Genomic DNA, 23,775 nt, shown 5'->3' on the forward strand with positions numbered 1-23,775 from the left:
GAGCGCAACCTTGCCAAGGTTGAGGTCATCGGTTCGAACCCGATGTATCGCTCCAGCTTTCTTCTAAAAAAGCTAATAAGTACTTTAAACCTCTGTGTTTAAAGGCGACCACAAAGGTCACGCTCTTTCTTTAATGCTGCGAAGCATAATCCCCCCAAAAAAGCAAATAATCCTCCATCATGGTGGATATTTTTTTGTCTTAAATTTTTCTTAGCAACTGGAATGCTAGTAAATATCAGGTCTCTGAAGCAGACACTTGAGGTTTTTCACATCTATAAACAGACTTATCCACAAAATGTTAGGTGTGGATAACTTGGTTGATAAAGTTGTTTCAGGCTTAATTCTTTACCTATCCCTAAAAGATCTTTCTTGTTTTCAATATATTAGATGAATTGCAGCGATCGTAACTTGTTGTTTTTTATCAAGTTGGATGCCTATCTTGGATTTAATAAAAGATCGTTAACTTGTTGTTTTTTGATCTTAATCATTTATCGGTACTGTGTTTAACTTTGCTCGGGTGTCGGAAGTTTACGAGAGTTCTGAATTTTTTCCACATTGTTAGAATTGAGAACAAGGTCAAACATTGTTCTAAAATTATGTGCAACGAGTTGTCTTAAATGTTGGACTGTTAGTGGGGGCTCGCTTGCCATATATTGGTATATAAAGCGTTAAGCGTCTCTTGGTAGTCCTTTCTCTACTATACGTATCAGTCTGTGCTTTTTGGTGGAGATTTTGCTGTTACTTTTTTGCACACAGCTATTTTTCTGCGTAGAGCTATCTTCTTGCGCACTGCTAGCGTTGGGTAACTGCTGTAGTTGTTTATTCAAAGCCCACTCAATATGCACATCAAGCATTTCGTTTTTGCCTTGATGAGACTCCAGGGTTTCAATAATGCGTTGTTGAAATGGTGCATTGCCCATCGCAACAAAGATATTGCGTAACCACTGGGTGTGGCCGATACGTCTGATTGCTGAGCCTTCCATTTTCTTTAGGAAGGTTGCTTCGTCCCAACTTGAAAGTGAAACCAGATCGGCTTCTTGGAAATCTTCTCTGCGGTGAAAGTCGGTTTGTTCTGTAAGTTCGGCATGACGGTTCCATGGGCAAACTAACTGACAATCATCACAACCGTAAATACGGTTACCAATGGCATCTCTATACTCTTCAGGGATCACACCATCATATTCAATGGTTAAGTACGAGATACATTTGCGAGCATCCACTACGCCATCAGCAATAATGGCACCCGTTGGGCAAGAAGTGATACATGCGGTGCATTTGCCGCACTCATCAACACTGGGTTCATCCGTGGGAAGAGGGATGTTAACTAACAGCTCCCCTAGAAAGAACCAAGAGCCAGCGTCTTTATCAAGAATTAATGAGTGTTTACCTGTCCAGCCCAACCCTGCTTTTTGAGCGAGTGGTCTTTCCAAAATGGGCGCTGAATCGACGAAAGGGCGTGAGTCTAAACCCTCGACCTCTTTTTCAATTCTTTGTCCTAGCTTTTTCAACTGGTTACGGAACAATTTGTGATAGTCGCGGCCTAAAGAATAGCGGCTGATGTAGCCTTGAGTGGTATCGCTTAGGTTAGAGGCGAACTGAGCTTCTGGTGGTAGGTAGTTCATTCGAGCGCTGATCACTCGAATTGTGCCTGGGTGAAGTTCATCAGGACGTGCACGCATCATCCCATGTCGAGCCATCCAATCCATTTCGCCGTGGTTGCCTGCATCTAGCCATGCTTGAAGAGGGGCTTCGTGTTCACTTAAATCAACATCGCAGATGCCAACTTTTTGAAAGCCCAGCTCTTTTCCCCAGATTTTAATTTTTTCAGCAAGATGGTCTAGATTCATGGCTTATTTCTTATTTTCTCTGTTTTACAATTAGAGATAAGGCTAATTAAAATTAGGTTCGGCAAAAATGGGGGCGGATCTTAACGGATCTTAGTGGTGTTGACCAGAACAGACGCGTTTTGAGCAGTATTTTTCATAGAACTTACACTTGAGTGCTTGTCTCCCAAAAGCATCACGGTTTACTATTCTTGTTCTTTTGATTTTTATATAGTCAACGATCGATTTTTAGAGAACGTATTCATGAGCACGAAACAATTTACTTTGAAAGATGAACAAGCAACGATTCAATTAGGAACGGAGCTTTCTAATCTTTGCTCACAGCAGACGACTATTTATCTGCATGGTGATCTTGGCGCAGGCAAAACGACCTTTAGTCGTGGCTTTGTAAAAGCGCTTGGCCATCAAGGAAATGTAAAGAGCCCAACGTATACTCTAGTTGAACCTTATCAACTTGCAGATTGGCAGGTGTACCACTTTGACCTTTATCGCCTAGCCGATCCTGAAGAGTTAGAGTTTATGGGAATTCGTGACTACTTTACTCCGGATGCTATCTGTTTGGTTGAATGGCCTGAGAAAGGTTATGGGATGCTACCAGAAGCCGATTTGGATATTGATATTCGTTACCAAGACGATCACCGTATTGTTTCTTTAACCGCTAATAGTGAATACGGACAGCGCTTACTTAGTCAGTTGGAGTTATGTTGATTTCTAAACGCCTTATTTCAACAGTGGCCATGATGGCTGCTGTTTTTTCTATACTGTTTTCTTCACTTGTTTCTGCAAACTCACTGAAAAGTTTAAGGGTTTGGCCTTCTCCAGAAGAAACTCGTGTGGTTATCGACTTAAAATCAGAAGCGGACTTTAGCTATTTCACCCTGAGTAGCCCGAGTCGCTTAGTGGTTGATTTAAAAAATACCAGTCTTGCGACTAAGTTACCGGTCGAGGTGAAAGACAGCCCTGTTCTATCTAAGATTCGTAAGAGCTCACCGCCAGACAAAAACACCTATCGCTTGGTTTTTGAGTTAAAGAAGTCGTCTAAAGCAGAATTATTCAAACTGAGCCCGACCCCAGGTGGTCAGTATGGACACCGTTTGGTGATCGACTTACCTCATGGTGCGGCAAGTAAAGCGACATCGACACCGAGTAAGCCAACGGTAAGTAAGAACATTAATCAGGTTAAGCGCCAGAAAGATATTCTAATTGTGATTGATCCTGGCCACGGTGGTGAAGACCCAGGTTCGATTGGTCCTACGCGTAAATACGAAAAAAACGCGACTCTGAGTATTTCTAAGAAGTTAGCAGCTCAACTGAATGCGGTCCCGGGGATCAAAACTCGTATGACTCGTAATGCTGATTACTTTGTGAACCTGAATCGACGTGTTGCGATTGCTCGAGAGAATGAAGCTCACCTGTTGATCTCTATTCACGCCGACGCCTTTACGACGCCTCAACCAAGAGGTGGTTCAGTGTTTGTATTGAACACTCGACGCGCAAATACAGAGATCTCTCGTTGGATTGAGAATAAAGAGAAACAGTCTGAATTGCTTGGTGGTAGCGGTGCAGCGTTCACAAGCAATATTGATGATAAGAACGTAAACCAAACCCTGCTTGATTTGCAGTTTAGCCACTCTCAAAAAGAGGGCTACAAACTGGCAACGGCAATTCTGTCTGAAATGGGTAAGGTTGCGAAACTGCACAATAGCAAGCCGATTAACACCAGCTTAGCAGTATTACGTTCACCACAGATCCCATCAGTACTGGTAGAGACAGGTTTTATTTCGAATCCGACGGAAGAGAAGCTTCTTTTCCAACGTTCGCACCAAGATAAATTGGCACGAGCAGTGACTAAAGCGGTGGTTAAGTATTTGAAGGCTAACCCGCCTGAAGGGATTATCTTGTCTAACGCAACGTCATCAACGGGCAGCGTGAGCCAACATAAAGTCTCTCGTGGTGAGTCTTTGTCTGTGATTGCGAGCAAGTATGGTACGTCGACACAGACGTTGATGAAGTTCAACAATCTGAAATCGAGCAGCCTAGCAATTGGTCAAGTACTTAAGATTCCAGGCAGTGCTTCAACTTCATCATCAAGCAGTGCGGTTAAAACGAAGACCATCACTCACACGGTTAAGTCTGGAGAGTACCTAGGTAAGATCGCCAGCCGCTATAAAGTGTCGGTGGCTGATATTAAACGTGAGAACCGTTTGAAATCAGAGACGGTGAGAGTAGGCCAAAAGTTACGTATTACGGTTGAAGTTAAAGATGTTCCTCTGCGCAAACACAAAGTTGCAAGAGGTGATTACCTTGGCAAGATAGCTTCGAAATACGGCGTGAGCGTCAACAGCATTCGCCAAGCGAATAAGTTAAAATCTGACAGCCTGGCTATCGGCCAAGTGTTGATTATTCCTCACAAGTAGCCTTGGGAATACTAAGCGGCTTCAGGTATATCAATGTTAAAAAAGAAGAACTAGTGCAAACGTAACAGCGTTTCCATCAATGGCAGTAAGGTAGCAATTAATATGACGATCAAAATACTGCCAGCTCGGTTAGCTAACCAAATCGCAGCGGGTGAGGTGGTAGAAAGACCCGCTTCTGTTGTAAAAGAGTTGGTTGAGAACAGTTTGGATTCGGGTGCCACTCGTATCGATATTGATATCGAGAAAGGTGGCGCCAAGATGATCCGCGTTCGTGACAATGGTAAGGGCATCGTAAAAGATGAGCTTGCCTTAGCACTGAGCCGCCATGCTACCTCCAAAATCCATACCCTTGATGACCTTGAGGCTATCGTCAGCCTTGGTTTTCGTGGTGAAGCGCTGGCGAGTATTAGCTCGGTTGCGCGCTTAACCATGACGTCACGCCCTGCCACTCAAGATCAAGCTTGGGCAGCACACAGTGAAGGCCGTGATATGCAGGTGAAACTGCAGCCTGCGGCGCATCCTATTGGCACTTCGGTTGAGGTGTTGGACCTGTTCTTTAATACGCCAGCACGCCGCAAATTCTTACGCACCGAGAAAACTGAATTCACCCATATTGATGAACTGCTTAAACGCATCGCATTGAGTCGCTTTGATGTGACGATCAACCTTCGTCATAACGGTAAAATGATTCGTCAGTACCGCGCTGCCAAAACACAAGTTCAAGCAGAAAAGCGCATCGCAGCGGTATGTGGCAATCCTTTTGTTCGTCATATGCTTAAGATTGAGCTAGAACATCAAGGTCTAAAACTTCATGGCTGGATCACCACGCCAGAAGGAGCAAGACAACAAAGCGATCTACAATACTGCTATGTGAACGGTCGTATGATGCGAGACAAGCTGATCAATCATGCGATTCGTCAAAGCTATGAGACCAGCCTACGCCCAGACCAATTTGCAACTTATGTGTTGTTCATTGAGCTAGACCCGCATCAAGTCGACGTGAATGTTCACCCTGCCAAACATGAAGTACGTTTCCATCAAGCTCGCCTTGTGCATGACTTTATTTACCAAGCATTGAGTGACGGTTTAGCACAGAGCAAGCAGATTGATGCGGCGCCTATTAATCAATCCGCTTTCCACCAATCAGAAGCCCCTAATTATCAACAGGATAGTTCGGTGCCTGAAGTGGAAGAGACGACGAGTTTTAGCGCTCCAGAAAGCGATACCCCAGCTCATTCGGAACAATCGCAGGTTTCTGAAATAGTGCGACATGCGATTGAGCAGACGCCAGCCTACCCAAGAAAAGCCGAATCTGAGCAGGTTTATGATAACTCTCAGCACAGCGTTAATGATGGCGGTCAGCACTATAGCTCACCAGAAAACCGAGGTTCATCGTCTAGCAGAAGCTCTTCAACCAACTTAGATTCGTCAACTAAGATGAGTTCAGCTAGCACAGGCTCGTCGGCTCGTGAAACCAGTTTTACCGGTTCTCCTCGCCAAGAGTGGATAGAGTCTCGACCTGTTCCGAGAAAAGAAAAAGAACCCAACCAACATCATGCTGAACCCGCGCCCTCAAAGCGCGAAGTTAAGGCCTATAAAGAGCTTTTAAAAACGCCAGACTTTGATGAGCACACCGTGGATCTCACCCCTCCTCAAGAACAGGTGGCACAAACAGCGCCAACAGAAGCTAAGCCTGCCCAACAGAATCCCGTTAACTCGAAGCCAAGAGCACCTGTAACTGACTTGGGCAAAGCCGTCTCGATTGTGGAACGTCAGTATCTGGTGATGGGTAATAAGAACGGCAGTGTGTTGGTTTCTTTGGCTAAGGCTGAATTGTTGCGTGTTGTTGGTCAGCTTGATACTCGAGGGGGGGCGTTAAAAAGCCAACCACTATTGGTGCCCTTATCGATTAAGCTTGGCAGTGAGCTTGTCGAAGTTGCGAAGGCGTTGAGCCAAACACTGGCATTACTGGGGATTGAGCTTAAGGCGCGAAACAGTGAGGCGGTAATGGTGATGGGCGTACCTTCTCCTTTAAGGCAGCAAAACTTACAAATTTTGATCCCAGATCTGTTATCTTACGCGGCTTCAATAAATGCCCAGGGTGCAGTGAAGCAACCTAATGACATGTTGTCAGCTTTGGTTAACTGGATCGGGATTCAAACCGCACAAGTAAAAAGCGACTACACTTTATCTGAAGCGGTTCAACTAGTTGGGGAACTAGAACAACTTTGGCATGGTCTACTTCCATTAGATGATCCAGAGTTTGTTAATCCTATCGACTTTTCAGCGACTATAGCCGCGTTTACGGTTTAATTTTTTCGCGACGACCTTTGTCTTTTTAGCTGAATACGTCGCGACACAAAGCCCTTTGCTAAAAAGCGCTAAAACAGAGAAGCAAATACAAAATATCATGACTGAAAAATTACCTTTAGCGTTGTTTTTAATGGGCCCAACGGCGTCAGGAAAAACAGATTTAGCTATCCGCTTACGTCAGAAATACCCTGTAGAGATCATCAGCGTCGATTCGGCATTGATCTACAAAGACATGGATATTGGTACCGCTAAACCGGATGCGGAAGAGCTTGAGCTCGCGCCTCATCGCTTGATTGATATTTTGGATCCAAGCGAAGCGTATTCTGCGGCAGATTTTCGTCGTGATGCGATCAATGAAATGAATAAGATTGTAGCGGAAGGCAAAATTCCGCTACTTGTTGGTGGCACAATGCTTTACTACAAAGCATTGTTGGAAGGTTTATCGCCATTACCAGCAGCGGATCAAGAGATTCGTAAGCAGATTGAAGCGGAATCTATCGAACAAGGTTGGCAGGCATTGCACGATCAATTAAGAGAGATTGATCCCGTATCCGCTGAAAGAATACACCCAAATGATCCACAAAGGCTTTCAAGGGCATTGGAAGTTTACCGAATTTCGGGTAAAACATTAACAGAGCTAACTCAAACGAAAGGCGATAGCCTGCCATTTCGTGTAAAACAATTTGCAATAGCTCCCAAGGAAAGGACTGAACTCCATCGCCGCATTGAGCTGCGTTTCGAGAAGATGATAGAAGCTGGGTTTGAAGATGAAATGAAGGCGTTGTACGCCAGAGAAGATCTTCACCCTGAACTGCCATCGATCCGATGCGTTGGTTATAGGCAGATGTGGGATTATTTAGACGGTAATTGTGATTTAGACGAAGCGGTTTTCCGTGGTGTCTGTGCAACCCGTCAGTTGGCCAAGCGACAAATCACCTGGTTGCGCAGTTGGGATGATTTAACTTGGTTAGATAGCGAAAACATTGATCAAGCGTTAGAAACTCTTTCAGATGCAATAGCATCTGATTAGTATTGCTGTGTATAATGTGATCGCTTTTGCGTGAATATACTCTGGAAAGGATCCGTTATTGAGGCTTTTAAAAAATCACAGCCTTTCAATAACAACGGAGTTTTTTTATTCATTTAGCTCAGATGCAAAGGCCGCACCTTTTTGTGCACCACTAGCTAAATAATTACAACAAAATACAAATAAGGAAAATAAAATGGCTAAGGGGCAATCGCTACAAGACCCATTCCTAAATGCACTCCGTCGTGAGCGCATTCCAGTCTCTATCTATCTTGTTAACGGCATTAAGCTGCAAGGTCAGATCGAGTCTTTCGATCAATTCGTGATCTTATTGAAGAACACAGTAAACCAAATGGTTTACAAGCATGCGATTTCTACTGTGGTACCTGCTCGCGCAGTTAGTCACCACAGCGGCGAGCAACGCACGCCATCTGATCGTCCAGAGAAGACTGAAGATTAATCGTTCAATTGATACAGCTTGCGCTGTAATAAGGAGTTGGTTGCTTGTTTGACCGTTATGAATCCGGCGAGCGAGCCGTACTTGTTCATATCAACTTCACGCAAGAGGGAGAATGGGAAGACCTAAGCGAATGTGAAATGCTGGTCTCCTCTGCGGGGGTAGAAACGCTACAAGTGATTACTGGTAGCCGACAATCCCCACTCCCTAAATACTACGTTGGAGAAGGTAAAGCCCTAGAAATCGCACAAGCTGTTCAGCTAACCGGTGCTGAAATTGTGATTTTTAATCACTCTCTCTCTCCTGCCCAAGAGCGAAATCTCGAGCAATTGTGTAAATGTCGTGTGATTGATCGCACGGGTTTGATCTTAGATATTTTTGCACAACGTGCGCGAACTCATGAAGGTAAGCTACAAGTTGAGCTCGCTCAGCTTCGTCATATCTCTACCCGATTGATTCGTGGTTGGACTCACCTTGAAAGGCAGAAAGGTGGTATTGGTCTTCGTGGTCCAGGTGAAACTCAACTGGAAACCGATCGACGTTTGTTGCGTGACCGTATAAAGGCAATACTACGTCGTTTAGCGAAAGTTGCTAAACAGCGTGAACAAGGACGACGTGCTCGTAATCGAGCTGAAATCCCAACAATTTCTTTGGTTGGTTATACCAACGCAGGGAAATCAACACTTTTCAATCGCATCACAAGTGCTGGTGTTTATGCGGCAGACCAACTGTTTGCAACCCTAGACCCAACACTACGTAAGATTGATTTGGCAGATGTCGGGCCTGCAATTCTCGCAGATACCGTAGGTTTTATCCGTCATCTACCACACGACTTGGTCGCTGCGTTCAAGGCAACATTACAAGAGACGCAGGAAGCTGACATTTTGTTACATGTTGTTGATGCCAGTGATGACCGTTTTCGTGAGAACATTCAGGCTGTTCATGAAGTATTAGAAGAAATCGATGCTCATGAAGTGCCAACCCTTGTAGTCATGAACAAAATTGACTGCATGGAAGACCAAAAACCTCGAATTGAAAGAGACGAAGAGGGCGCACCTCGCGCTGTTTGGGTTTCTGCAATGGAAGGAGAAGGTATTGAGCTACTGTTTGAAGCTTTAACTGAGCGTTTAGCTAGCCAGATGGTTCAATTCCGGTTGTGTATTCCACATCAACATCAGGGTCGCATTCGCAGCTTATTCTTCGAGATGAAATGTATTCAACAGGAAGAGTATGATGAAAATGGTAACTTGTTGATAGATATCCGAATGCAACAAATAGATTGGTCTAAACTTGAAAAAAGAGAAGGGGCGCTCTTAGGTGACTTTATCGTTACCAAAGAGACTGCTACAGTATAACGTCATATCAAATGATGGAGCTTTCTAATGGCGTGGAATGAGCCTGGAAATAACAACAACGGCGATAATAACGGCCGCGATAATGACCCTTGGGGTAATAAAAATAATCGCGGCGGCCGAGATCAAGGACCGCCAGATCTAGACGAAGTGTTTAATAAACTAAGTCAAAAGTTAGGTGGCAAGTTTGGTAAAAAGGGTGGCAACGGTAACGGGCCATCTATTGGTGGTGGCGGTGCAATTGGCTTTGGTGTCATTGCCGTTATTGCTATTGCTATCTGGTTCTTCGCTGGTTTCTACACTGTTGGCGAAGCAGAAAGAGCAGTAGTACTTCGACTGGGTCAGTTCGACCGTATAGAAGAACCTGGTCTTAACTGGCACCCACGCTTCATCGATGAAATCAGTGATGAGCAACTAGTAAACGTTCAAGCGATTCGTTCTCTACGTGCTGCTGGCACGATGCTAACGAAAGATGAAAACGTTGTGACCGTTGAAATGGGTGTTCAATACCGTGTTTCTGACCCATACAAGTACTTGTATCGTGTAACGAATGCAGACGACAGTTTACGCCAAGCAACCGATTCCGCGCTTCGTGCGGTAATTGGTGACTCACTAATGGATAGTATCCTGACAAGTGGTCGTCAGCAGATTCGTCAAAGCACTCAAGAAACGTTGAACCGTATTATTGATAGCTACGATATGGGTATTCTGATTGTTGATGTGAACTTCCAGTCAGCACGTCCACCTGAGCAAGTGAAAGATGCATTTGATGATGCTATCGCGGCTCGTGAGGATGAAGAGCGTTTCGAGCGTGAAGCTGAAGCTTACCGAAATGACATTCTTCCAAAAGCAACAGGTCGTGCTGAGCGTTTGAAGAAAGAAGCGGTGGGTTACTCAGAGCGCACAGTTAATGGTGCTCTAGGTCAAGTTGCTCAATTCGAGAAACTGCTACCTGAATACCAAGCTGCTCCTGAAGTAACACGTAACCGTATGTACCTAGATACAATGGAAAAAGTGTACTCAAGCACATCGAAAGTCCTGATTGATTCTGAATCAAGCGGTAACTTGCTATACCTACCAATTGATAAGCTAGGCGCACAAGGTGGTTCTCAGTCGGGCTCTCGCCCTGCAAAAGCATCATCAACTTACGATCAAATTGAGTTAGAAACTCAAGCGGATCCAAAGCCTAGCACTCAAACTCGTTCAGACAGTTCACGCCAAGGGAGATACTAATAATGCGTAAATTAATGATCCCTGTATTAGTTGTGACGATTGCCCTTCTATTGATGTCAGTGTTTGTGATTCAAGAAGGTGAGCGTGGCATGGTAATTCGTTTTGGTCGAGTTCTCGATGACAACGGCGTATCACGAATCTATGAACCAGGTCTGCACTTTAAACTACCGATGTTTGATCGCGTAAAAGTACTTGATGCTCGTATTCAAACGATGGATGGCCGTTCTGACCGTTTCGTAACATCAGAGAAAAAAGACGTTCTAATTGATACTTACGCAAAATGGCGTATTGCTGATTTTGGACGTTTCTATCTGAGTACCGGTGGCGGTAATATCATGACGGCAGAAGCACTTCTTGAGCGTAAAGTGACAGATGTTCTTCGTTCTGAAATTGGTTCTCGTGAAATTAAGCAGATCGTGTCAGGCCCTCGTAACAAGGACATCCTGCCAGACTCTGCTGATAGTGAAGTCGTCACAACGGTAGCGGCTGCAGAAGCACTAGAAGTTGATGGCGAACGCGATAAGATCATGGAAAACGTTTTGTCTGGAACGGCAGAAAGTGCGATGGCTGATTTAGGTGTTGAAGTTGTTGATTTTCGTATGAAGAAGATTAACCTTCCTGACGAAATCAGTGAATCTATCTACCGCCGTATGCGTGCAGAACGTGAATCGGTTGCTCGTAGACACCGTTCTCAAGGTCGTGAGAAAGCGGAAGTTATCCGTGCTCAAGCTGAGCTAGAAGTGGCAACAGTTCTTGCTGAAGCTGACCGTACAGCTCGAATCACTCGTGGTGATGCGGATGCAGAAGCAGCGAAGATCTACTCTGATGCGTTCAGCAAAGATCCTGAGTTCTACGGCTTCATGCGTTCATTGCAAGCTTATGAGACATCATTTAGCGATAAGAGCGACATTCTAGTACTGGATCCGAAGACTGACTTCTTCCAATACATGAATCAAGCAAGCGGCGCTCCAGCAAAATAAGCTGATGCGTTAGCGAATGCTTAGCTTAATAAGCAAAATACGTTAAAACTTAAAAGGCTCCCATTGTGGGAGCCTTTTTGTTTTCTATGACTTCTTTCAGGAGGAGACATGTTTGTGGATTCACTATTGGGGCGCGAGGGAAGGCGCTTAACAGCGTTCTACTTATAGAAACCTAGCGGTAGGTCATGAAAGCGATAACCGCTCCAGCCACCACAAGACAGCCTCCAATGCGGCGCAGTTGCGTGTCTGGTTGCTCGCTCAGTTGCGCGACCATGTTTCTCCAGCCATTGGGTGCAATCAAGGGGCCGAGCCCTTCCACAATAAGTACGAGCCCAATAGCGAGCCAAATTGATTGAGACATGGTTCTGCCTTTTGTCTGTAAAAAAGCAATGATATCAGTATCTTTACACATCTGCCCCAGTTATGGCTGGTTTATTTTTGTACAGCGTTAACGTTTATGAACAAAAAGTGACTGCAAGAAGTGTGATTCAGTGCTAGAATCCATTTTTAATTAGCAACAGAAATTGGAAAGATGGGAAATAACGTAGTCGTTCTAGGCACCCAATGGGGTGATGAAGGTAAAGGTAAAATCGTTGACCTTTTAACTGAAGATGCAAAATACGTGGTTCGCTACCAAGGCGGTCACAATGCAGGTCACACACTTGTAATTGACGGTGAAAAAACCGTTCTTCACTTAATTCCATCAGGCATCCTACGTAATAACGTTAAATGTGTTATTGGTAACGGTGTAGTATTATCGCCTGACGCACTTCTAAAAGAAATGAAGCCTCTTGAAGATCGCGGTATTCCAGTACGTGAACGTCTTTTCATCTCTGAAGCTTGTCCTCTAATTCTTCCGTACCACATTGCAATCGACAACGCGCGTGAAATCGCTCGTGGCGCTAAAGCTATCGGTACAACGGGTCGTGGTATCGGTCCTGCTTACGAAGATAAAGTTGCTCGTCGCGGTCTACGCGTTGGCGACCTTTTCGATAAAGAAGCATTTGCTGAGAAGCTAAAAGAAGTGATGGAATTCCACAACTTCCAACTAGAGCACTTCTACAAAGCTGAAACAGTAAGCTACGAAGAAGTTCTTGAGCAAGCGATGAGCTACGCAGATATGTTAACTGCGATGGTTATCGACGTAACTGACGAACTAGACGCAGCACGTAAGCGCGGCGACAAGATCATGTTCGAAGGTGCTCAAGGTACGCTACTAGATATCGACCACGGTACTTACCCATACGTAACGTCTTCTAACACGACTGCTGGTGGTGTTGCTGCAGGTTCTGGTTTCGGTCCTCGTCACATCGGTTACATCCTTGGTATTACTAAGGCTTACTGTACTCGTGTTGGTTCAGGTCCATTCCCTACTGAGCTATACGATGGCCTTGAGAAGCAAGACCCAGTTGGTAAACACCTAGGCGATGTTGGTCACGAGTTTGGCGCAACAACTGGTCGTCTACGTCGTACTGGTTGGTTCGATGCTGTTGCTATGCGTCGTGCAATCCAAATCAACTCTCTATCTGGTATGTGTCTAACTAAACTAGACGTTCTAGATGGCCTAGAAGAACTAAAAATCTGTACTGGTTACAAGATGAAAGATGGTTCTATCCTAGAAGTTTCTCCAATGGCTGCTGAGTCATTCGAAGAAGCGACGCCAATCTACGAAACAATGCCTGGTTGGTCTGAAAACACATTTGGTGCTAAATCTATCGACGCGCTTCCACAAGCTGCTCTAGATTACATCAAGCGTATCGAAGACCTAACTGGCGTTCCAATTGATATCGTATCAACTGGCCCAGATCGTAACGAAACTATCATCAAGGTTCACCCATACGGCGCATAATGCCTGCTGAGTGATTACCAGGCACGAACAGTGCTTTGATAATAAAATAGTTTTCTAAAAGCCGACTTTATTAAGTCGGCTTTTTAATACCTGCAATTTAGCCGTTCACTCTTTGATGGTGATCTTTTAAGCGTCATCAGGCAAAATATTGCCCATTAGCGGCAAGTTTTGTCTAAAGCCGTCGGGGTTATTGCCGATACAGATATCATGGAAAGTGAAGTTCACCCTGTTTTGTGCGTGTAGAAATCCTCTGCATTCCTCAATAGATAACTTTAGCGACAGATAATAGAGTGCAGGTATGAAGCTACGAATTGTGGCAGCTTCATTGATAATGGCACTGAGCTCACCCTTGAGTCAGGCAAATTTGGCTGATGTGGGAGAGCCCGTTCCAATATATACAGAAGCTGAACTGATTAATTTAATCGAAAATAATCAACATCTAGAGCGAGTGAAAGCTGATAAGTGCCAGTTAGTTGAAGATATCGTTGCTCGCGCAACGCGTATTAGCTTGCCTTCTTATGAGTTTTTATACGGTGATATGTTGGCTTGGGGTGTGTGTGTTCCACAAGATGTAGAGCTTGGCCTTTACTATATGGAGAACGCGGCACATCAAGGTTTACCCGCTGCATTAGAGCAGTTAGGTCGTTATTACTCTCGTGGTACTTTGGTACAACAAGATCAAGAGCGTGCGATTCCGTATCTACGTGAAGCGGCCTCTATGGGTAACTTAAGTGCGAGCATTCACTTAGCGGAACTCTTGTTACGTGACTACGGTAGCCCATTGGATTATGAAGATGCTTACCGTTGGTTGTATAACTCGGTAACCGCAGACCAAAGACAACACAGACGTATCACTGTGCTTCGTAGCGGCCTGGAACAGAGAATGCCAGACAATATTATTGCTCGAGCAAAACGTCGAGACGTGTTCTGGTAATACCGAGCAAGAAGCCTGTAATGATCCCTGCACTCATTGTTACAGGAAACAAGACTTAAAAAGCCCCGCCTAATTTAGTTAGTGCGGGGCTTTTTACGTTTAGGAGGTCATGCTATTCGATTGCGAGTTTATTGAACAACCTCACCAGACTCAATTACCGTTTCACGAACAACCTTAGTGAAATCGAGTGCTTCTTGGCGGATCTTATCTTCGTCTACCGTTAGCATGTCGCGATCTTGCATGATGATCTTGCCATCAACGATGGAATGACGAACATTGCCTGAGTTAGCTGAGTACACCAGTGCTGAGTATGGGTTGTAGACCGGAACCATATTTGGCGCCTTAGTATCGATCACTATGATGTCAGCCAGTTTGCCTGCTTCAAGAGAGCCGATCTTATCTTCCATGTGCAGCGCTTTTGCTGCGCCCATGGTCGCCATGTCGATCACTTTGATCGGCGGCATCGCAGCACGATCTTTGTTAACTAACTTGTGAACCTTAGCGACTTGGTTGAATTCATCAATGGTGCTCAGTGTGTTACCAGACATTGGGCCATCAGTACCTAAACCGATACGCACGTTTTCGTCATACATCTTAAGCGCAGGTGATACGCCTTTTGCTGACTTGATGTTAGCACTCATGTTATGAGCCACGCCCATATCCGATTTCTTCACCAGTTCGATATCATGATCGTCAACAAGGATCATGTGTGCACCCACCAAGTTCTTGTTGAGTGCGCCAATGCTGTCCATGTATTGAACCGGGGACAATCCATCAGAACGCTCTGCGATTTTCTCTTCTTCACGGTGTGATTCTGCAAGGTGAATCATTACTGGAACATCTAACTCTAGGGAGAGCTTAGATATTTTCTGCAGGATCTCTGTGGTGTTGGTGTAAGGCGCATGCGGTGCAAACGCTGGTGTGATGCGTGGGTGATCTTTGTATTCTTCAATGAAGTTCAACGCGTACTTAATGCCTTCTTCGGCGTTGGCCGCATCGGCTACAGGGAACTTAATCACCGTTTCACCTAGGATGGCACGCATACCGATCTTATCGACGGTTTTTGCGACTTCATCTTCGAAGTAGTACATGTCGGCGTAAGTTGTCACACCGCCTTTCACCATTTCAACGTTACCTAGGTTCGCACCAATGCGTACCATGTCTCGCGATACTAGCTTCTTCTCTAGCGGAAAGATGTAACGGTGCAGGCGATCTGGCACATCATCGGCTAACGAACGGAAAACTGTCATTGATACATGAGTATGGGTATTGATGAGACCTGGCATAACGATATCGCCATCAACGTCTAACTCTTGCTTAGCTTGGTACTGCTTCTCTAGTGAAGCATCACCAACCGCAATGATTTTGTTGTCTTTGACGACAACAGTACCGCTTTCATAAACCGTTTTGTCTTGGTTCATGGTTAGAACCATCGCATCGGTAATCATCAGGTCAGCCTTTTCCATTGCCGAACTTGCGAATGGGAACAGCGCTAGGCTCGCCATAGCTGAAGCCAATAAAGTGCGTTTTAGTTTCATATCATACCCAGAACAGGAGTTGGTAAAGTGCGTGGATAATAGTGTATTTCATTCATGGCGCAAACGTTTGTTTTATCGTTTGCTTGAAATTTTGATGATAGTCCACGTCTATGAAGCGATGTTTCACAAAGTGAAGATATGTATCAATCTGAGGTTATTTGAGTGTTTTCTAAAGCATATCTGTAGCTTACCCCTAGCATCAGATATACTAGGGGTATATACCTTCCTTGCTTAAGCAGGCCCGCCTATGTCAAAAAACACACCAACGTCAGAAAACACGACAGCGACAACCACTGTTGATCCTTTTGCCGACCGAGAGTCGAAAAATTACGATAACCCAGTACCAAGCCGAGAGTTCATTATTTCGTTTTTAACAGACGCGAATATTCCGATGAACCGCAACGATCTATTCGAAGCTTTGGGTCTTGCTGGAGAGGAACAATATGAAGGGCTGCGTCGTCGTTTACGTGCAATGGAGCGTGATGGACAGCTTATCTTTACTCGTCGTCAGTGCTACGCATTGCCTGAGAAGATGGAACTGATCAAAGGCTATGTGATTGGTCATAAAGACGGTCATGGTTGGGTTCGCCCAGACGGCAGTGTGGGTAAAGACAATGATATCGTGCTGCCGCATCATCAGATGAAAACCATCATGCACGGTGATTACGTATTGGTTCAGCCTACTGACAACAGTAAGCGTGGCCGTCGTGAAGGTCGCTTGGTTCGTGTGCTTGAAGAGCGTAAAACGCCACTTGTTGGTCGCTTCTTCCTAGAGTACGGCCATTCTTACGTTGTTGCTGATGATTCGCGTATTAGTCACGACATCCAGATCCCTACTGAGCATAAAGGCGGTGCTCGAATGGGTAATGTGGTTGTGATTGAAATTACGGATCGCGGTGGTCGTTCTCGTAACATGATGGGGAAAGTAACCGAAGTTCTTGGTGAAAACATGGCGCCGGGTATGGAAACGCAGATCGCGATCCGTACTCACCAGATCCCACAAGAGTGGCCTGAAGCGGTAGATAAGCAAATCGAAAACCTAGGTGAGCATGTTCCTGAAGAAGCAAAAGAAGGACGTGTAGACCTGCGTAAACTGCCATTGGTTACCATTGATGGTGAAGATGCGCGTGACTTCGATGATGCGGTTTACTGTGAAGCGAAGAAAGGCGGCGGCTGGCGTCTATGGGTAGCGATTGCTGACGTAAGTTACTACGTTCGCCCAGATACAGCGCTAGACAAAGAAGCGATTAACCGTGGTAACTCGGTATACTTCCCGTCACAAGTCGTGCCAATGCTGCCAGAAGTGCTTTCAAATGGTTTGTGTTCATTGAACCCTCAGGTAGACCGTTTATGTATGGTGTGTGAGATGACTATCTCAGACAAAGGTAAACTGTCAGGCTACAAGCACTACGAAGCGGTAATGAATTCTCATGCTCGTCTTACTTATAACAAAGTAGGCGCGATCTTAGATGGCAATGAAGAATTACGTGAGCGTTACGAACCTGAAGTACCACATCTTGAAGAGCTTCATAAGATGTATAAGGTGCTTAAGAAAACGCGTGACGAACGTGGTGCGATTGAATTTGAAACGGTAGAAACTAAGTTTATCTTCAATGCGGATCGTAAGATTGACCGTATTGAGCCAGTAATTCGTAACGATGCACACAAGATCATCGAAGAATGTATGATTCTTGCGAATATCGCATCGGCATCTTACGTAGAAAAAGCGAAAGAGCCTGCGCTGTACCGTGTTCACGAAACTCCGGGCGAAGAGCGCTTAATGGGCTTCAAGAGCTTTTTAAGTGAATTAGGTTTAACACTGGAAGGTGGTCTGTCGCCATCACCAGTAGACTATGCACAACTGATGCAACAGATTAATGAACGTGAAGATCGTGAATTAATCCAAACTATGCTGCTACGCTCAATGAAGCAAGCGGTATACAACGCGGATAACGCGGGTCACTTTGGTTTAGCTCTTAAACGCTATGCTCACTTTACCTCGCCAATTCGTCGTTACCCAGATTTGCTATTGCACCGTGCGATTAAGTACCTTATTGCGAAAGAAGAAGGTCGTAACAGCGAACGTTGGACGCCAACTGGTGGTTACCACTACACTTTCGATGATATGGACTTCTACGGCGAGCAGTGTTCAATGACTGAACGTCGTGCTGATGACGCAACGCGTGAAGTAAACGACTGGTTGAAGTGTGAATACATGCAAGACCATGTCGGTGAGGTGATGGATGGTGTGATTGCCAACGTGACTGGTTTTGGCTTCTTTGTTCGTCTAACTGAACTGCACATTGATGGCTTGGTGCACATCTCAGCGCTAGCGAATGATTACTACCAATTTGATGCTGTTGGTCAGCGTCTAGTGGGTGAAAGCTCAGGTAATATCTACCGCTTGGGTGATTCGGTTAAAGTGAAGGTTTCTGCGGTTAATTTAGAAACTCGCCAAATCGACTTTGACTTAGAAGACACTGATCGTCAGCCGCGTGGCAAAGGCAAAACAGCCAAGAAGCGTGCAGCCGAAGCGATGAAAAAGGCGAAAAGCAAGAAGCGCTCAGCAGTGAAGAGTAATAAGCCAGGTGTATCAGCGAAGCCTATGGTTGAGCCAACTAAGCGACCTGACGGAAGCAGCGAAGGCCCTGCTAAGAAGAAAAAGCCAGCGAATAAAACCGGTGCTGCTAAAGCTCGCGCTAAGAAAAAGCGTGCTGCAAGCCGTAAGCCAAAGGCTGATAACTCTTAAGACTGATAGATCTTAAGGCTAAATAAGGCGCTCTGCTAATCAGGTTTAGCGCCTAACTGATTTAATTTAATGCGAGAGTATCAGGCGTAAGACGCTACTCTCGAAATGAACAACACAGAGAGGGATGCATCGGCATTGATGTCATTCTTCTCTGAGCAATAAGAGTAACTTGAGACAATGAGTAACGAATTTATTTACGGTATTCACGCGGTGAAAGCCGTACTAGAAAAAGATCCTGCACGTTTTATCGAAGCGTATGTATTGAAAGGTCGCCAAGACGAGCGTCTTCTTCCATTACTGAACCAACTGCAACAGTTTGGTGTGTCGATTCAACAGATGGGTCGTAAGCCGTTGGATGAAAAAGCACAAGGTGCGAATCACCAAGGTCTTATTGCTAAGGTGAAGCCTGCTAAGCAGCTTAATGAAACTCACCTAGACGATATCCTAGCGCAGCACGAACAGCCTTTGCTGTTAGTTCTAGACGGCGTAACAGACCCTCATAACCTAGGCGCTTGTCTACGTAACGCGGATGCCGCAGGTGTCGCTGCTGTTATCGTACCTAAAGATCGCTCTTCGCCGTTAACAGCAACGGTAAGCAAGGTTGCATGTGGCGCAGCTGAAACGGTTCCTCTCGTGCGCGTAACCAACCTAGCTCGCACAATGCGTGCACTGCAAGAGCAGGGCGTATGGTTTGTGGGTACGGCAGGTGAAGCAACGCATGATATCTATCAAGCGAAGCTAACGGGTCCTCTTGCGGTAGTTATGGGTGCAGAAGGTGACGGTATGCGTCGTTTAACTCGTGAAACTTGCGATGATCTGATTAAGATTCCAATGGCAGGTAGCGTATCGAGCTTAAATGTTTCTGTGGCGTCGGGTATTTGCCTGTTCGAAGCGGTAAGACAGCGTTTAGCTCAGTAATGCGTTAACGCTGCTTTAAGTCTATGAATTTATTAGCGCTCACCACTTGCTGGTGGGCGTTTCTTTTTAGGCTGTTATAGCAAAATCCATCGGTTTGTCGGATGGCTAGATGGCGACAGAAAAACTGTTTCATTATTCACCAAATAGCGCTTGCCAATACCGGGTTCTTTCTATAACATTTGCCGTCCTTAAAACTCGGTCATTTATCTTTAGTTCCTTGCTTCCTCTGGACGACCGGGCCACTCGTGGAAGCTAATAATCCGTAAGGAGCAACCAAATGCGTCATTACGAAATCGTATTCATGGTTCACCCTGATCAAAGCGAGCAAGTTGCTGGCATGATCGAGCGTTACACTGGTTCTATCACTGAAGCTGGCGGTACTATCCACCGTCTAGAAGACTGGGGTCGTCGTCAAATGGCTTACCCAATCAACAAGCTTCACAAAGCTCACTACGTTCTTATGAACGTTGAAGCTGGTCAAGAAGTGATTGACGAGCTAGAAACTGCTTTCCGTTTCAACGATGCAGTTCTACGTAACATGATCATGCGCACTAAAGGCGCTGTGACTGAGCAATCTATTATGCTTAAGCAAAAAGAAGAGCGTGCAGAGCGTGCTCCTCGTCGCGAAGAGCGTACAGAAGCTAAACCAGAAGCAGCTGCTGAGTAATTCTTTTTTGGCTTAACGCCTTAAAAAATTCTCAACTTGTTTTAGGTCATTGATAGTTATTTCGATAATTGTGAAAGACCGCTTTACTAAATTTAAGATCAGGAGATAGCCCATGGCTCGTTTCTTCCGTCGTCGTAAATTCTGCCGTTTCACTGCAGAAGGCGTACAAGAGATTGACTACAAAGACGTAGCAACTCTTAAAAACTACATCACTGAAGCTGGTAAAATCGTACCTAGCCGTATCACTGGTACAAGCGCTAAGTACCAGCGTCAACTAGCTCGCGCTATCAAGCGTTCTCGTTACCTAGCTCTACTACCGTACACTGACAAGCATCAGTAATCGGTAATAGTTAATAATAGTTTAAGAGGACTAAGATAATGCAAGTTATTCTACTTGATAAGATCGGTAACCTAGGTGGCCTTGGCGACCAAGTAAACGTTAAATCTGGTTACGCTCGTAACTTCCTTATCCCACAGGGTAAAGCAGTTATGGCAACTAAAGACAACGTTGCTATGTTCGAAACTCGTCGTGCTGAACTAGAAGCTAAAGTTGCTGAGCAACTAGCTGCTGCTGAAGCTCGTGCAGAGAGCGTTAACACTCTAGAAGGCGTTACAATCGCTTCTAAAGCTGGTGACGAAGGTAAACTATTCGGTTCTATCGGTACTCGTGACATCGCTGACGCTATTACAGCGGCAGGTGTTGCAGTAGCTAAGAGCGAAGTACGCCTACCTGAAGGCGCTCTACGTAACATCGGCGAATTCGAAGTAAGCATCCAACTTCACTCTGAAGTTTTTGCTACTGCGAAAATCGCTATCGTTGCAGCTGAGTAATTTCAGTACCAAGACGAATTCTTTCTTTTGAAAGTTTTAAACACCAGCTTCGGCTGGTGTTTTTTTATGTCTGGAATATAGGAAAGTACAAGGAAGGGCTACAGTAGGTAAAAATCTTACGGTGATCCATAAGCTGTTATTGCTGAACAAGTTGTTCTCAAGGTTAGAGGTGGCCTAAGATTAGAACTGGAAGAGCAAGTTGATCGATAGAACAGAGTCTTGTTTGCTTAAGCCTTCAGGCACTTTATCGTGGTACTGGCGAGAGTGAGCGATCTTCAGCGCGATATTGTCAGTAATATCGTTGATGGCTTCTAACTCAGTATCAAACTTTAGGTTACTGTGACCAGAGACAAGCGTCACGTCTGCCTTGAGCTGCAAATTCTTCAACACCTGCCATGACGTATTCACGTTGCCACGGAAAATTGCCTCTTCAACAATCTCTGGGAAGATGATGTCATCATCATCAATCTCATCAAGGTTCGGTTCTTGGTAACGAAAACCTGGTCCCACTTCGACTTCCAACACAAACTCTTCGGTATTCGAAAACTGGTAACCCAGACCACTCGAAATTGTGTAGTCCTTAAAGTAAGCACTGTATCTCGAGTCGACTCCTTTGAAACTGCCGTAAAGGTAGGTTTTAGGGCTTAACTTGTAGTCACTCTGAGCTGAGTAAGTCGATTGCCTTTTATCTTCTTCGCCATCTTTGTAGAGGTTGTAGTATTTCCATTCACCACTGGTTCTATGACGACCAGCTGTATACTCACCGTTCAGGCGTGCGTTAAGCGATCGTGAATCCGAATTACCAGTATGCGACTGATATCCAAATTCGACTTCCGTTTTTAGCGGGCTCGGTAGTTCTGTATCACTTGTATCACTCGGTGCGATATCCATATCTTTTTCTTCAGGTGTCGGTGCAACGACGATCGGCTCAGAAGTAGGTTCTGAAACTACTATAGAGTCGAGGATTGCATCAACAGAGTCTTTAGCATCAACAGAGGCTTTAGCATCATCAGCTAAGGCCAACGGAGCGCTCAGGAGACCGATGCTTAGAAGACTAGAGCTTAGAAGACCAGTGCTCAGAGCCAATAATTTGGACACGCATACCTCTAGTTATACAGTGAGTGAATGGCAGGATCGTAATGCTACCCTTGGTTAATTCCGTCAGCAATAGGTAAATTCTTCCTGAAGAATAAAACAAACTCATAGGATCGGATTACAAACGGATGTTCTTGGGTATAATGAACGATCATTATTAGTTATTGAGTGTAGTCATAGTGGATACCAAAAGTCAGAAATCAGCCAACGATCAGGTGGACGCCATCAAGGTCCCGCCACATTCATTAGAAGCTGAGCAATCTGTTATTGGCGGTTTGTTATTAGATAACGAACGCTGGGATACAGTTGCCGAAAAGGTTGTGGCCAAAGACTTTTATAGCCGTCCTCACCGTCTGATCTTTGAAGCGGTAAAGGATATCCTTGAAGAAAGTTCTCCTCTGGATCTTATTACACTCTCTGAACATTTAGAGCTGCGTGAGCAACTTGAAGAAGTGGGTGGCTTTGCTTACCTTGCTGACTTAGCGAAAAACACACCAAGTGCCGCAAACATCAATGCGTATGCGGATATCGTAGCGCAACGTGCACTTGTTCGTAGCCTGATTGGTGTCGCGAATGAGATTGCTGATTCTGGTTATGACCCTCAAGGTCGTACTTCGGAAGAGCTGGTTGATCTTGCTGAAAGTAAAGTCTTCGCGATTGCCGAAGGCCGTGCAAGTGAAAACGAAGGTCCACAAAACGTTGATAGCATTCTAGAGAAGACGCTAGAACGTATCGAGATCCTATACAAAACGCCGCAAGATGGTGTGACAGGTGTCGATACTGGCTTCAACGACCTCAACAAGAAAACAGCAGGTCTACAAGGCTCTGACTTAATTATTGTTGCTGCTCGTCCATCGATGGGTAAAACCACATTTGCGATGAACTTGTGTGAAAACGCGGCGATGAAGCAAGACAAACCGGTTTTAATCTTCTCGCTAGAGATGCCAGCCGAACAGCTGATGATGCGTATGCTTGCGTCACTTTCTCGCGTAGACCAAACCAAGATTCGTACTGGTCAGCTAGATGATGAAGATTGGGCTCGTATCTCGTCGAGTATGGGTATTCTGATGGATAAGAAGAATATGTATATCGATGACAGCTCGGGTCTAACGCCAACAGAAGTGCGTTCTCGTGCTCGACGTATCGCTCGTGAACACGATGGTATCTCTATGATCATGATAGATTACCTTCAATTAATGCGTGTACCTTCGTTATCTGATAACCGTACTCTTGAAATCGCCGAGATTTCTCGCTCATTGAAAGCGTTAGCAAAAGAGCTCAACGTTCCGGTTGTGGCACTTTCTCAGCTTAACCGTTCCCTAGAGCAACGTGCTGATAAGCGCCCAGTAAACTCGGATTTGCGTGAATCAGGTTCGATTGAGCAAGATGCCGATTTGATCATGTTCATCTATCGTGATGAGGTTTATAACCCAGATAGTTCCTTGAAAGGCATTGCTGAGATCATCCTTGGTAAGCAACGTAACGGTCCGATCGGTTCTGTTCGTCTTACGTTCCAAGGCCAACACTCCCGATTTGATAACTATGCAGGCCCTGCATTTGATGATGAGTAA

Annotated in this window: 20 protein-coding genes; 16 read left to right on the forward strand and 4 right to left on the reverse strand. The window is 45.1% G+C overall.

What is annotated here, in order from left to right:
* Window positions 1–668: 668 nt before the first annotated feature.
* Window positions 669–1,847 carry a tRNA epoxyqueuosine(34) reductase QueG gene (queG, locus tag AB6D93_RS21645; protein WP_102333442.1) on the reverse strand — a complete coding sequence of 393 codons (1,179 nt, stop codon included), beginning with the start codon at window positions 1,845–1,847 and terminating at the stop codon, window positions 669–671.
* A 240-nt stretch (window positions 1,848–2,087) separates the two neighbouring features.
* Here queG and tsaE point away from each other — a divergent pair, with 240 nt between their 5' ends.
* From tsaE to hflC, 8 genes are all read left to right on the forward strand, one after another.
* On the forward strand, window positions 2,088–2,552 hold the full coding sequence (gene tsaE, locus AB6D93_RS21650) for a tRNA (adenosine(37)-N6)-threonylcarbamoyltransferase complex ATPase subunit type 1 TsaE (RefSeq protein WP_004735870.1): 465 nt from the start codon (window positions 2,088–2,090) through the stop codon (window positions 2,550–2,552).
* Window positions 2,546–4,261: an N-acetylmuramoyl-L-alanine amidase gene (locus tag AB6D93_RS21655; RefSeq protein ID WP_102333443.1), complete on the forward strand. Its 1,716-nt coding sequence runs from the start codon at window positions 2,546–2,548 to the stop codon at window positions 4,259–4,261. Before tsaE ends, AB6D93_RS21655 begins: the two co-directional genes overlap by 7 nt.
* A 102-nt stretch (window positions 4,262–4,363) precedes the next feature.
* Window positions 4,364–6,574, forward strand: a complete 2,211-nt coding sequence (mutL, locus tag AB6D93_RS21660) for a DNA mismatch repair endonuclease MutL (RefSeq protein ID WP_102333444.1) — start codon at window positions 4,364–4,366, stop codon at window positions 6,572–6,574.
* A 97-nt stretch (window positions 6,575–6,671) separates the two neighbouring features.
* Window positions 6,672–7,604 (forward strand): tRNA (adenosine(37)-N6)-dimethylallyltransferase MiaA, encoded by a 933-nt coding sequence (miaA, locus tag AB6D93_RS21665; protein WP_017059926.1) that lies wholly within the window; start codon window positions 6,672–6,674, stop codon window positions 7,602–7,604.
* Window positions 7,605–7,797: 193 nt separating this feature from the next.
* Window positions 7,798–8,061 carry an RNA chaperone Hfq gene (gene hfq / locus AB6D93_RS21670; protein ID WP_017059927.1) on the forward strand — a complete coding sequence of 88 codons (264 nt, stop codon included), beginning with the start codon at window positions 7,798–7,800 and terminating at the stop codon, window positions 8,059–8,061.
* 44 nt (window positions 8,062–8,105) lie between these two features.
* Window positions 8,106–9,413: a ribosome rescue GTPase HflX gene (gene hflX / locus AB6D93_RS21675; RefSeq protein ID WP_017059928.1), complete on the forward strand. Its 1,308-nt coding sequence runs from the start codon at window positions 8,106–8,108 to the stop codon at window positions 9,411–9,413.
* Window positions 9,414–9,440: 27 nt separating this feature from the next.
* Entirely contained in the window at window positions 9,441–10,643 is a 1,203-nt protein-coding gene (gene hflK, locus AB6D93_RS21680) for an FtsH protease activity modulator HflK (RefSeq protein ID WP_017063176.1), read from the forward strand.
* A gap of 2 nt (window positions 10,644–10,645) precedes the next feature.
* Window positions 10,646–11,623 carry a protease modulator HflC gene (gene hflC, locus AB6D93_RS21685; RefSeq protein WP_017059930.1) on the forward strand — a complete coding sequence of 326 codons (978 nt, stop codon included), beginning with the start codon at window positions 10,646–10,648 and terminating at the stop codon, window positions 11,621–11,623.
* 172 nt (window positions 11,624–11,795) lie between these two features.
* Here the strand turns inward: hflC and AB6D93_RS21690 are convergent, their stop codons facing one another.
* Complete coding sequence (locus AB6D93_RS21690) at window positions 11,796–11,984, reverse strand: DUF2065 domain-containing protein (RefSeq protein WP_010434105.1); 189 nt, start codon at window positions 11,982–11,984, stop codon at window positions 11,796–11,798.
* A gap of 171 nt (window positions 11,985–12,155) precedes the next feature.
* On the opposite strand from AB6D93_RS21690, the gene AB6D93_RS21695 reads away from it, so the two are divergent.
* Window positions 12,156–13,472 carry an adenylosuccinate synthase gene (locus AB6D93_RS21695; protein WP_010434108.1) on the forward strand — a complete coding sequence of 439 codons (1,317 nt, stop codon included), beginning with the start codon at window positions 12,156–12,158 and terminating at the stop codon, window positions 13,470–13,472.
* Window positions 13,473–13,770: 298 nt separating this feature from the next.
* Window positions 13,771–14,406 (forward strand): flagellar protein MotX, encoded by a 636-nt coding sequence (gene motX / locus AB6D93_RS21700; RefSeq protein ID WP_102333445.1) that lies wholly within the window; start codon window positions 13,771–13,773, stop codon window positions 14,404–14,406.
* Between the two features lie 128 nt (window positions 14,407–14,534).
* Here motX and AB6D93_RS21705 read toward each other — a convergent pair whose 3' ends face one another.
* Window positions 14,535–15,944, reverse strand: a complete 1,410-nt coding sequence (locus AB6D93_RS21705) for an amidohydrolase (RefSeq protein WP_102333446.1) — start codon at window positions 15,942–15,944, stop codon at window positions 14,535–14,537.
* 247 nt (window positions 15,945–16,191) lie between these two features.
* Here AB6D93_RS21705 and rnr point away from each other — a divergent pair, with 247 nt between their 5' ends.
* The 5 genes from rnr (at window position 16,192) to rplI (ending at window position 21,109) form a co-directional block, all read left to right on the forward strand.
* Window positions 16,192–18,693 (forward strand): ribonuclease R, encoded by a 2,502-nt coding sequence (gene rnr / locus AB6D93_RS21710; RefSeq protein ID WP_017063179.1) that lies wholly within the window; start codon window positions 16,192–16,194, stop codon window positions 18,691–18,693.
* Window positions 18,694–18,870: 177 nt separating this feature from the next.
* Complete coding sequence (gene rlmB / locus AB6D93_RS21715; RefSeq protein ID WP_017063180.1) at window positions 18,871–19,611, forward strand: 23S rRNA (guanosine(2251)-2'-O)-methyltransferase RlmB; 741 nt, start codon at window positions 18,871–18,873, stop codon at window positions 19,609–19,611.
* A gap of 277 nt (window positions 19,612–19,888) precedes the next feature.
* Window positions 19,889–20,278 carry a 30S ribosomal protein S6 gene (gene rpsF / locus AB6D93_RS21720; RefSeq protein WP_004741278.1) on the forward strand — a complete coding sequence of 130 codons (390 nt, stop codon included), beginning with the start codon at window positions 19,889–19,891 and terminating at the stop codon, window positions 20,276–20,278.
* A 112-nt stretch (window positions 20,279–20,390) separates the two neighbouring features.
* The gene (rpsR, locus tag AB6D93_RS21725) at window positions 20,391–20,618 is read left to right on the forward strand and encodes a 30S ribosomal protein S18 (RefSeq protein WP_000090472.1); all 228 of its coding nucleotides are present in this window, start codon (window positions 20,391–20,393) and stop codon (window positions 20,616–20,618) included.
* A gap of 38 nt (window positions 20,619–20,656) precedes the next feature.
* Entirely contained in the window at window positions 20,657–21,109 is a 453-nt protein-coding gene (gene rplI / locus AB6D93_RS21730) for a 50S ribosomal protein L9 (protein WP_010434182.1), read from the forward strand.
* A gap of 180 nt (window positions 21,110–21,289) precedes the next feature.
* Here the strand turns inward: rplI and AB6D93_RS21735 are convergent, their stop codons facing one another.
* Entirely contained in the window at window positions 21,290–22,207 is a 918-nt protein-coding gene (locus tag AB6D93_RS21735; protein WP_102333447.1) for a DUF481 domain-containing protein, read from the reverse strand.
* A 176-nt stretch (window positions 22,208–22,383) separates the two neighbouring features.
* On the opposite strand from AB6D93_RS21735, the gene AB6D93_RS21740 reads away from it, so the two are divergent.
* Window positions 22,384–23,775: a replicative DNA helicase gene (locus AB6D93_RS21740; protein WP_016767560.1), complete on the forward strand. Its 1,392-nt coding sequence runs from the start codon at window positions 22,384–22,386 to the stop codon at window positions 23,773–23,775.

It is taken from the genome of Vibrio sp. 10N.247.310.23 (assembly GCF_041467155.1).
Lineage (GTDB): Bacteria > Pseudomonadota > Gammaproteobacteria > Enterobacterales > Vibrionaceae > Vibrio > Vibrio crassostreae_C.

Bases quoted from the DNA above. Each gene is read 5' to 3' on its own strand.
- rpsR (WP_000090472.1), top strand. From the start codon at position 20,391: ATGGCTCGTTTCTTCCGTCGTCGTAAATTCTGCCGTTTCACTGCAGAA.
- rlmB (WP_017063180.1), top strand. From the start codon at position 18,871: ATGAGTAACGAATTTATTTACGGTATTCACGCGGTGAAAGCCGTACTA.
- AB6D93_RS21655 (WP_102333443.1), top strand. From the start codon at position 2,546: ATGTTGATTTCTAAACGCCTTATTTCAACAGTGGCCATGATGGCTGCT.
- motX (WP_102333445.1), top strand. From the start codon at position 13,771: ATGAAGCTACGAATTGTGGCAGCTTCATTGATAATGGCACTGAGCTCA.
- miaA (WP_017059926.1), top strand. From the start codon at position 6,672: ATGACTGAAAAATTACCTTTAGCGTTGTTTTTAATGGGCCCAACGGCG.
- AB6D93_RS21695 (WP_010434108.1), top strand. From the start codon at position 12,156: ATGGGAAATAACGTAGTCGTTCTAGGCACCCAATGGGGTGATGAAGGT.
- queG (WP_102333442.1), bottom strand. From the start codon at position 1,847: ATGAATCTAGACCATCTTGCTGAAAAAATTAAAATCTGGGGAAAAGAG.
- mutL (WP_102333444.1), top strand. From the start codon at position 4,364: ATGACGATCAAAATACTGCCAGCTCGGTTAGCTAACCAAATCGCAGCG.
- hflK (WP_017063176.1), top strand. From the start codon at position 9,441: ATGGCGTGGAATGAGCCTGGAAATAACAACAACGGCGATAATAACGGC.
- rplI (WP_010434182.1), top strand. From the start codon at position 20,657: ATGCAAGTTATTCTACTTGATAAGATCGGTAACCTAGGTGGCCTTGGC.
- hfq (WP_017059927.1), top strand. From the start codon at position 7,798: ATGGCTAAGGGGCAATCGCTACAAGACCCATTCCTAAATGCACTCCGT.
- AB6D93_RS21705 (WP_102333446.1), bottom strand. From the start codon at position 15,944: ATGAAACTAAAACGCACTTTATTGGCTTCAGCTATGGCGAGCCTAGCG.
- rnr (WP_017063179.1), top strand. From the start codon at position 16,192: ATGTCAAAAAACACACCAACGTCAGAAAACACGACAGCGACAACCACT.
- tsaE (WP_004735870.1), top strand. From the start codon at position 2,088: ATGAGCACGAAACAATTTACTTTGAAAGATGAACAAGCAACGATTCAA.
- hflC (WP_017059930.1), top strand. From the start codon at position 10,646: ATGCGTAAATTAATGATCCCTGTATTAGTTGTGACGATTGCCCTTCTA.
- rpsF (WP_004741278.1), top strand. From the start codon at position 19,889: ATGCGTCATTACGAAATCGTATTCATGGTTCACCCTGATCAAAGCGAG.
- AB6D93_RS21690 (WP_010434105.1), bottom strand. From the start codon at position 11,984: ATGTCTCAATCAATTTGGCTCGCTATTGGGCTCGTACTTATTGTGGAA.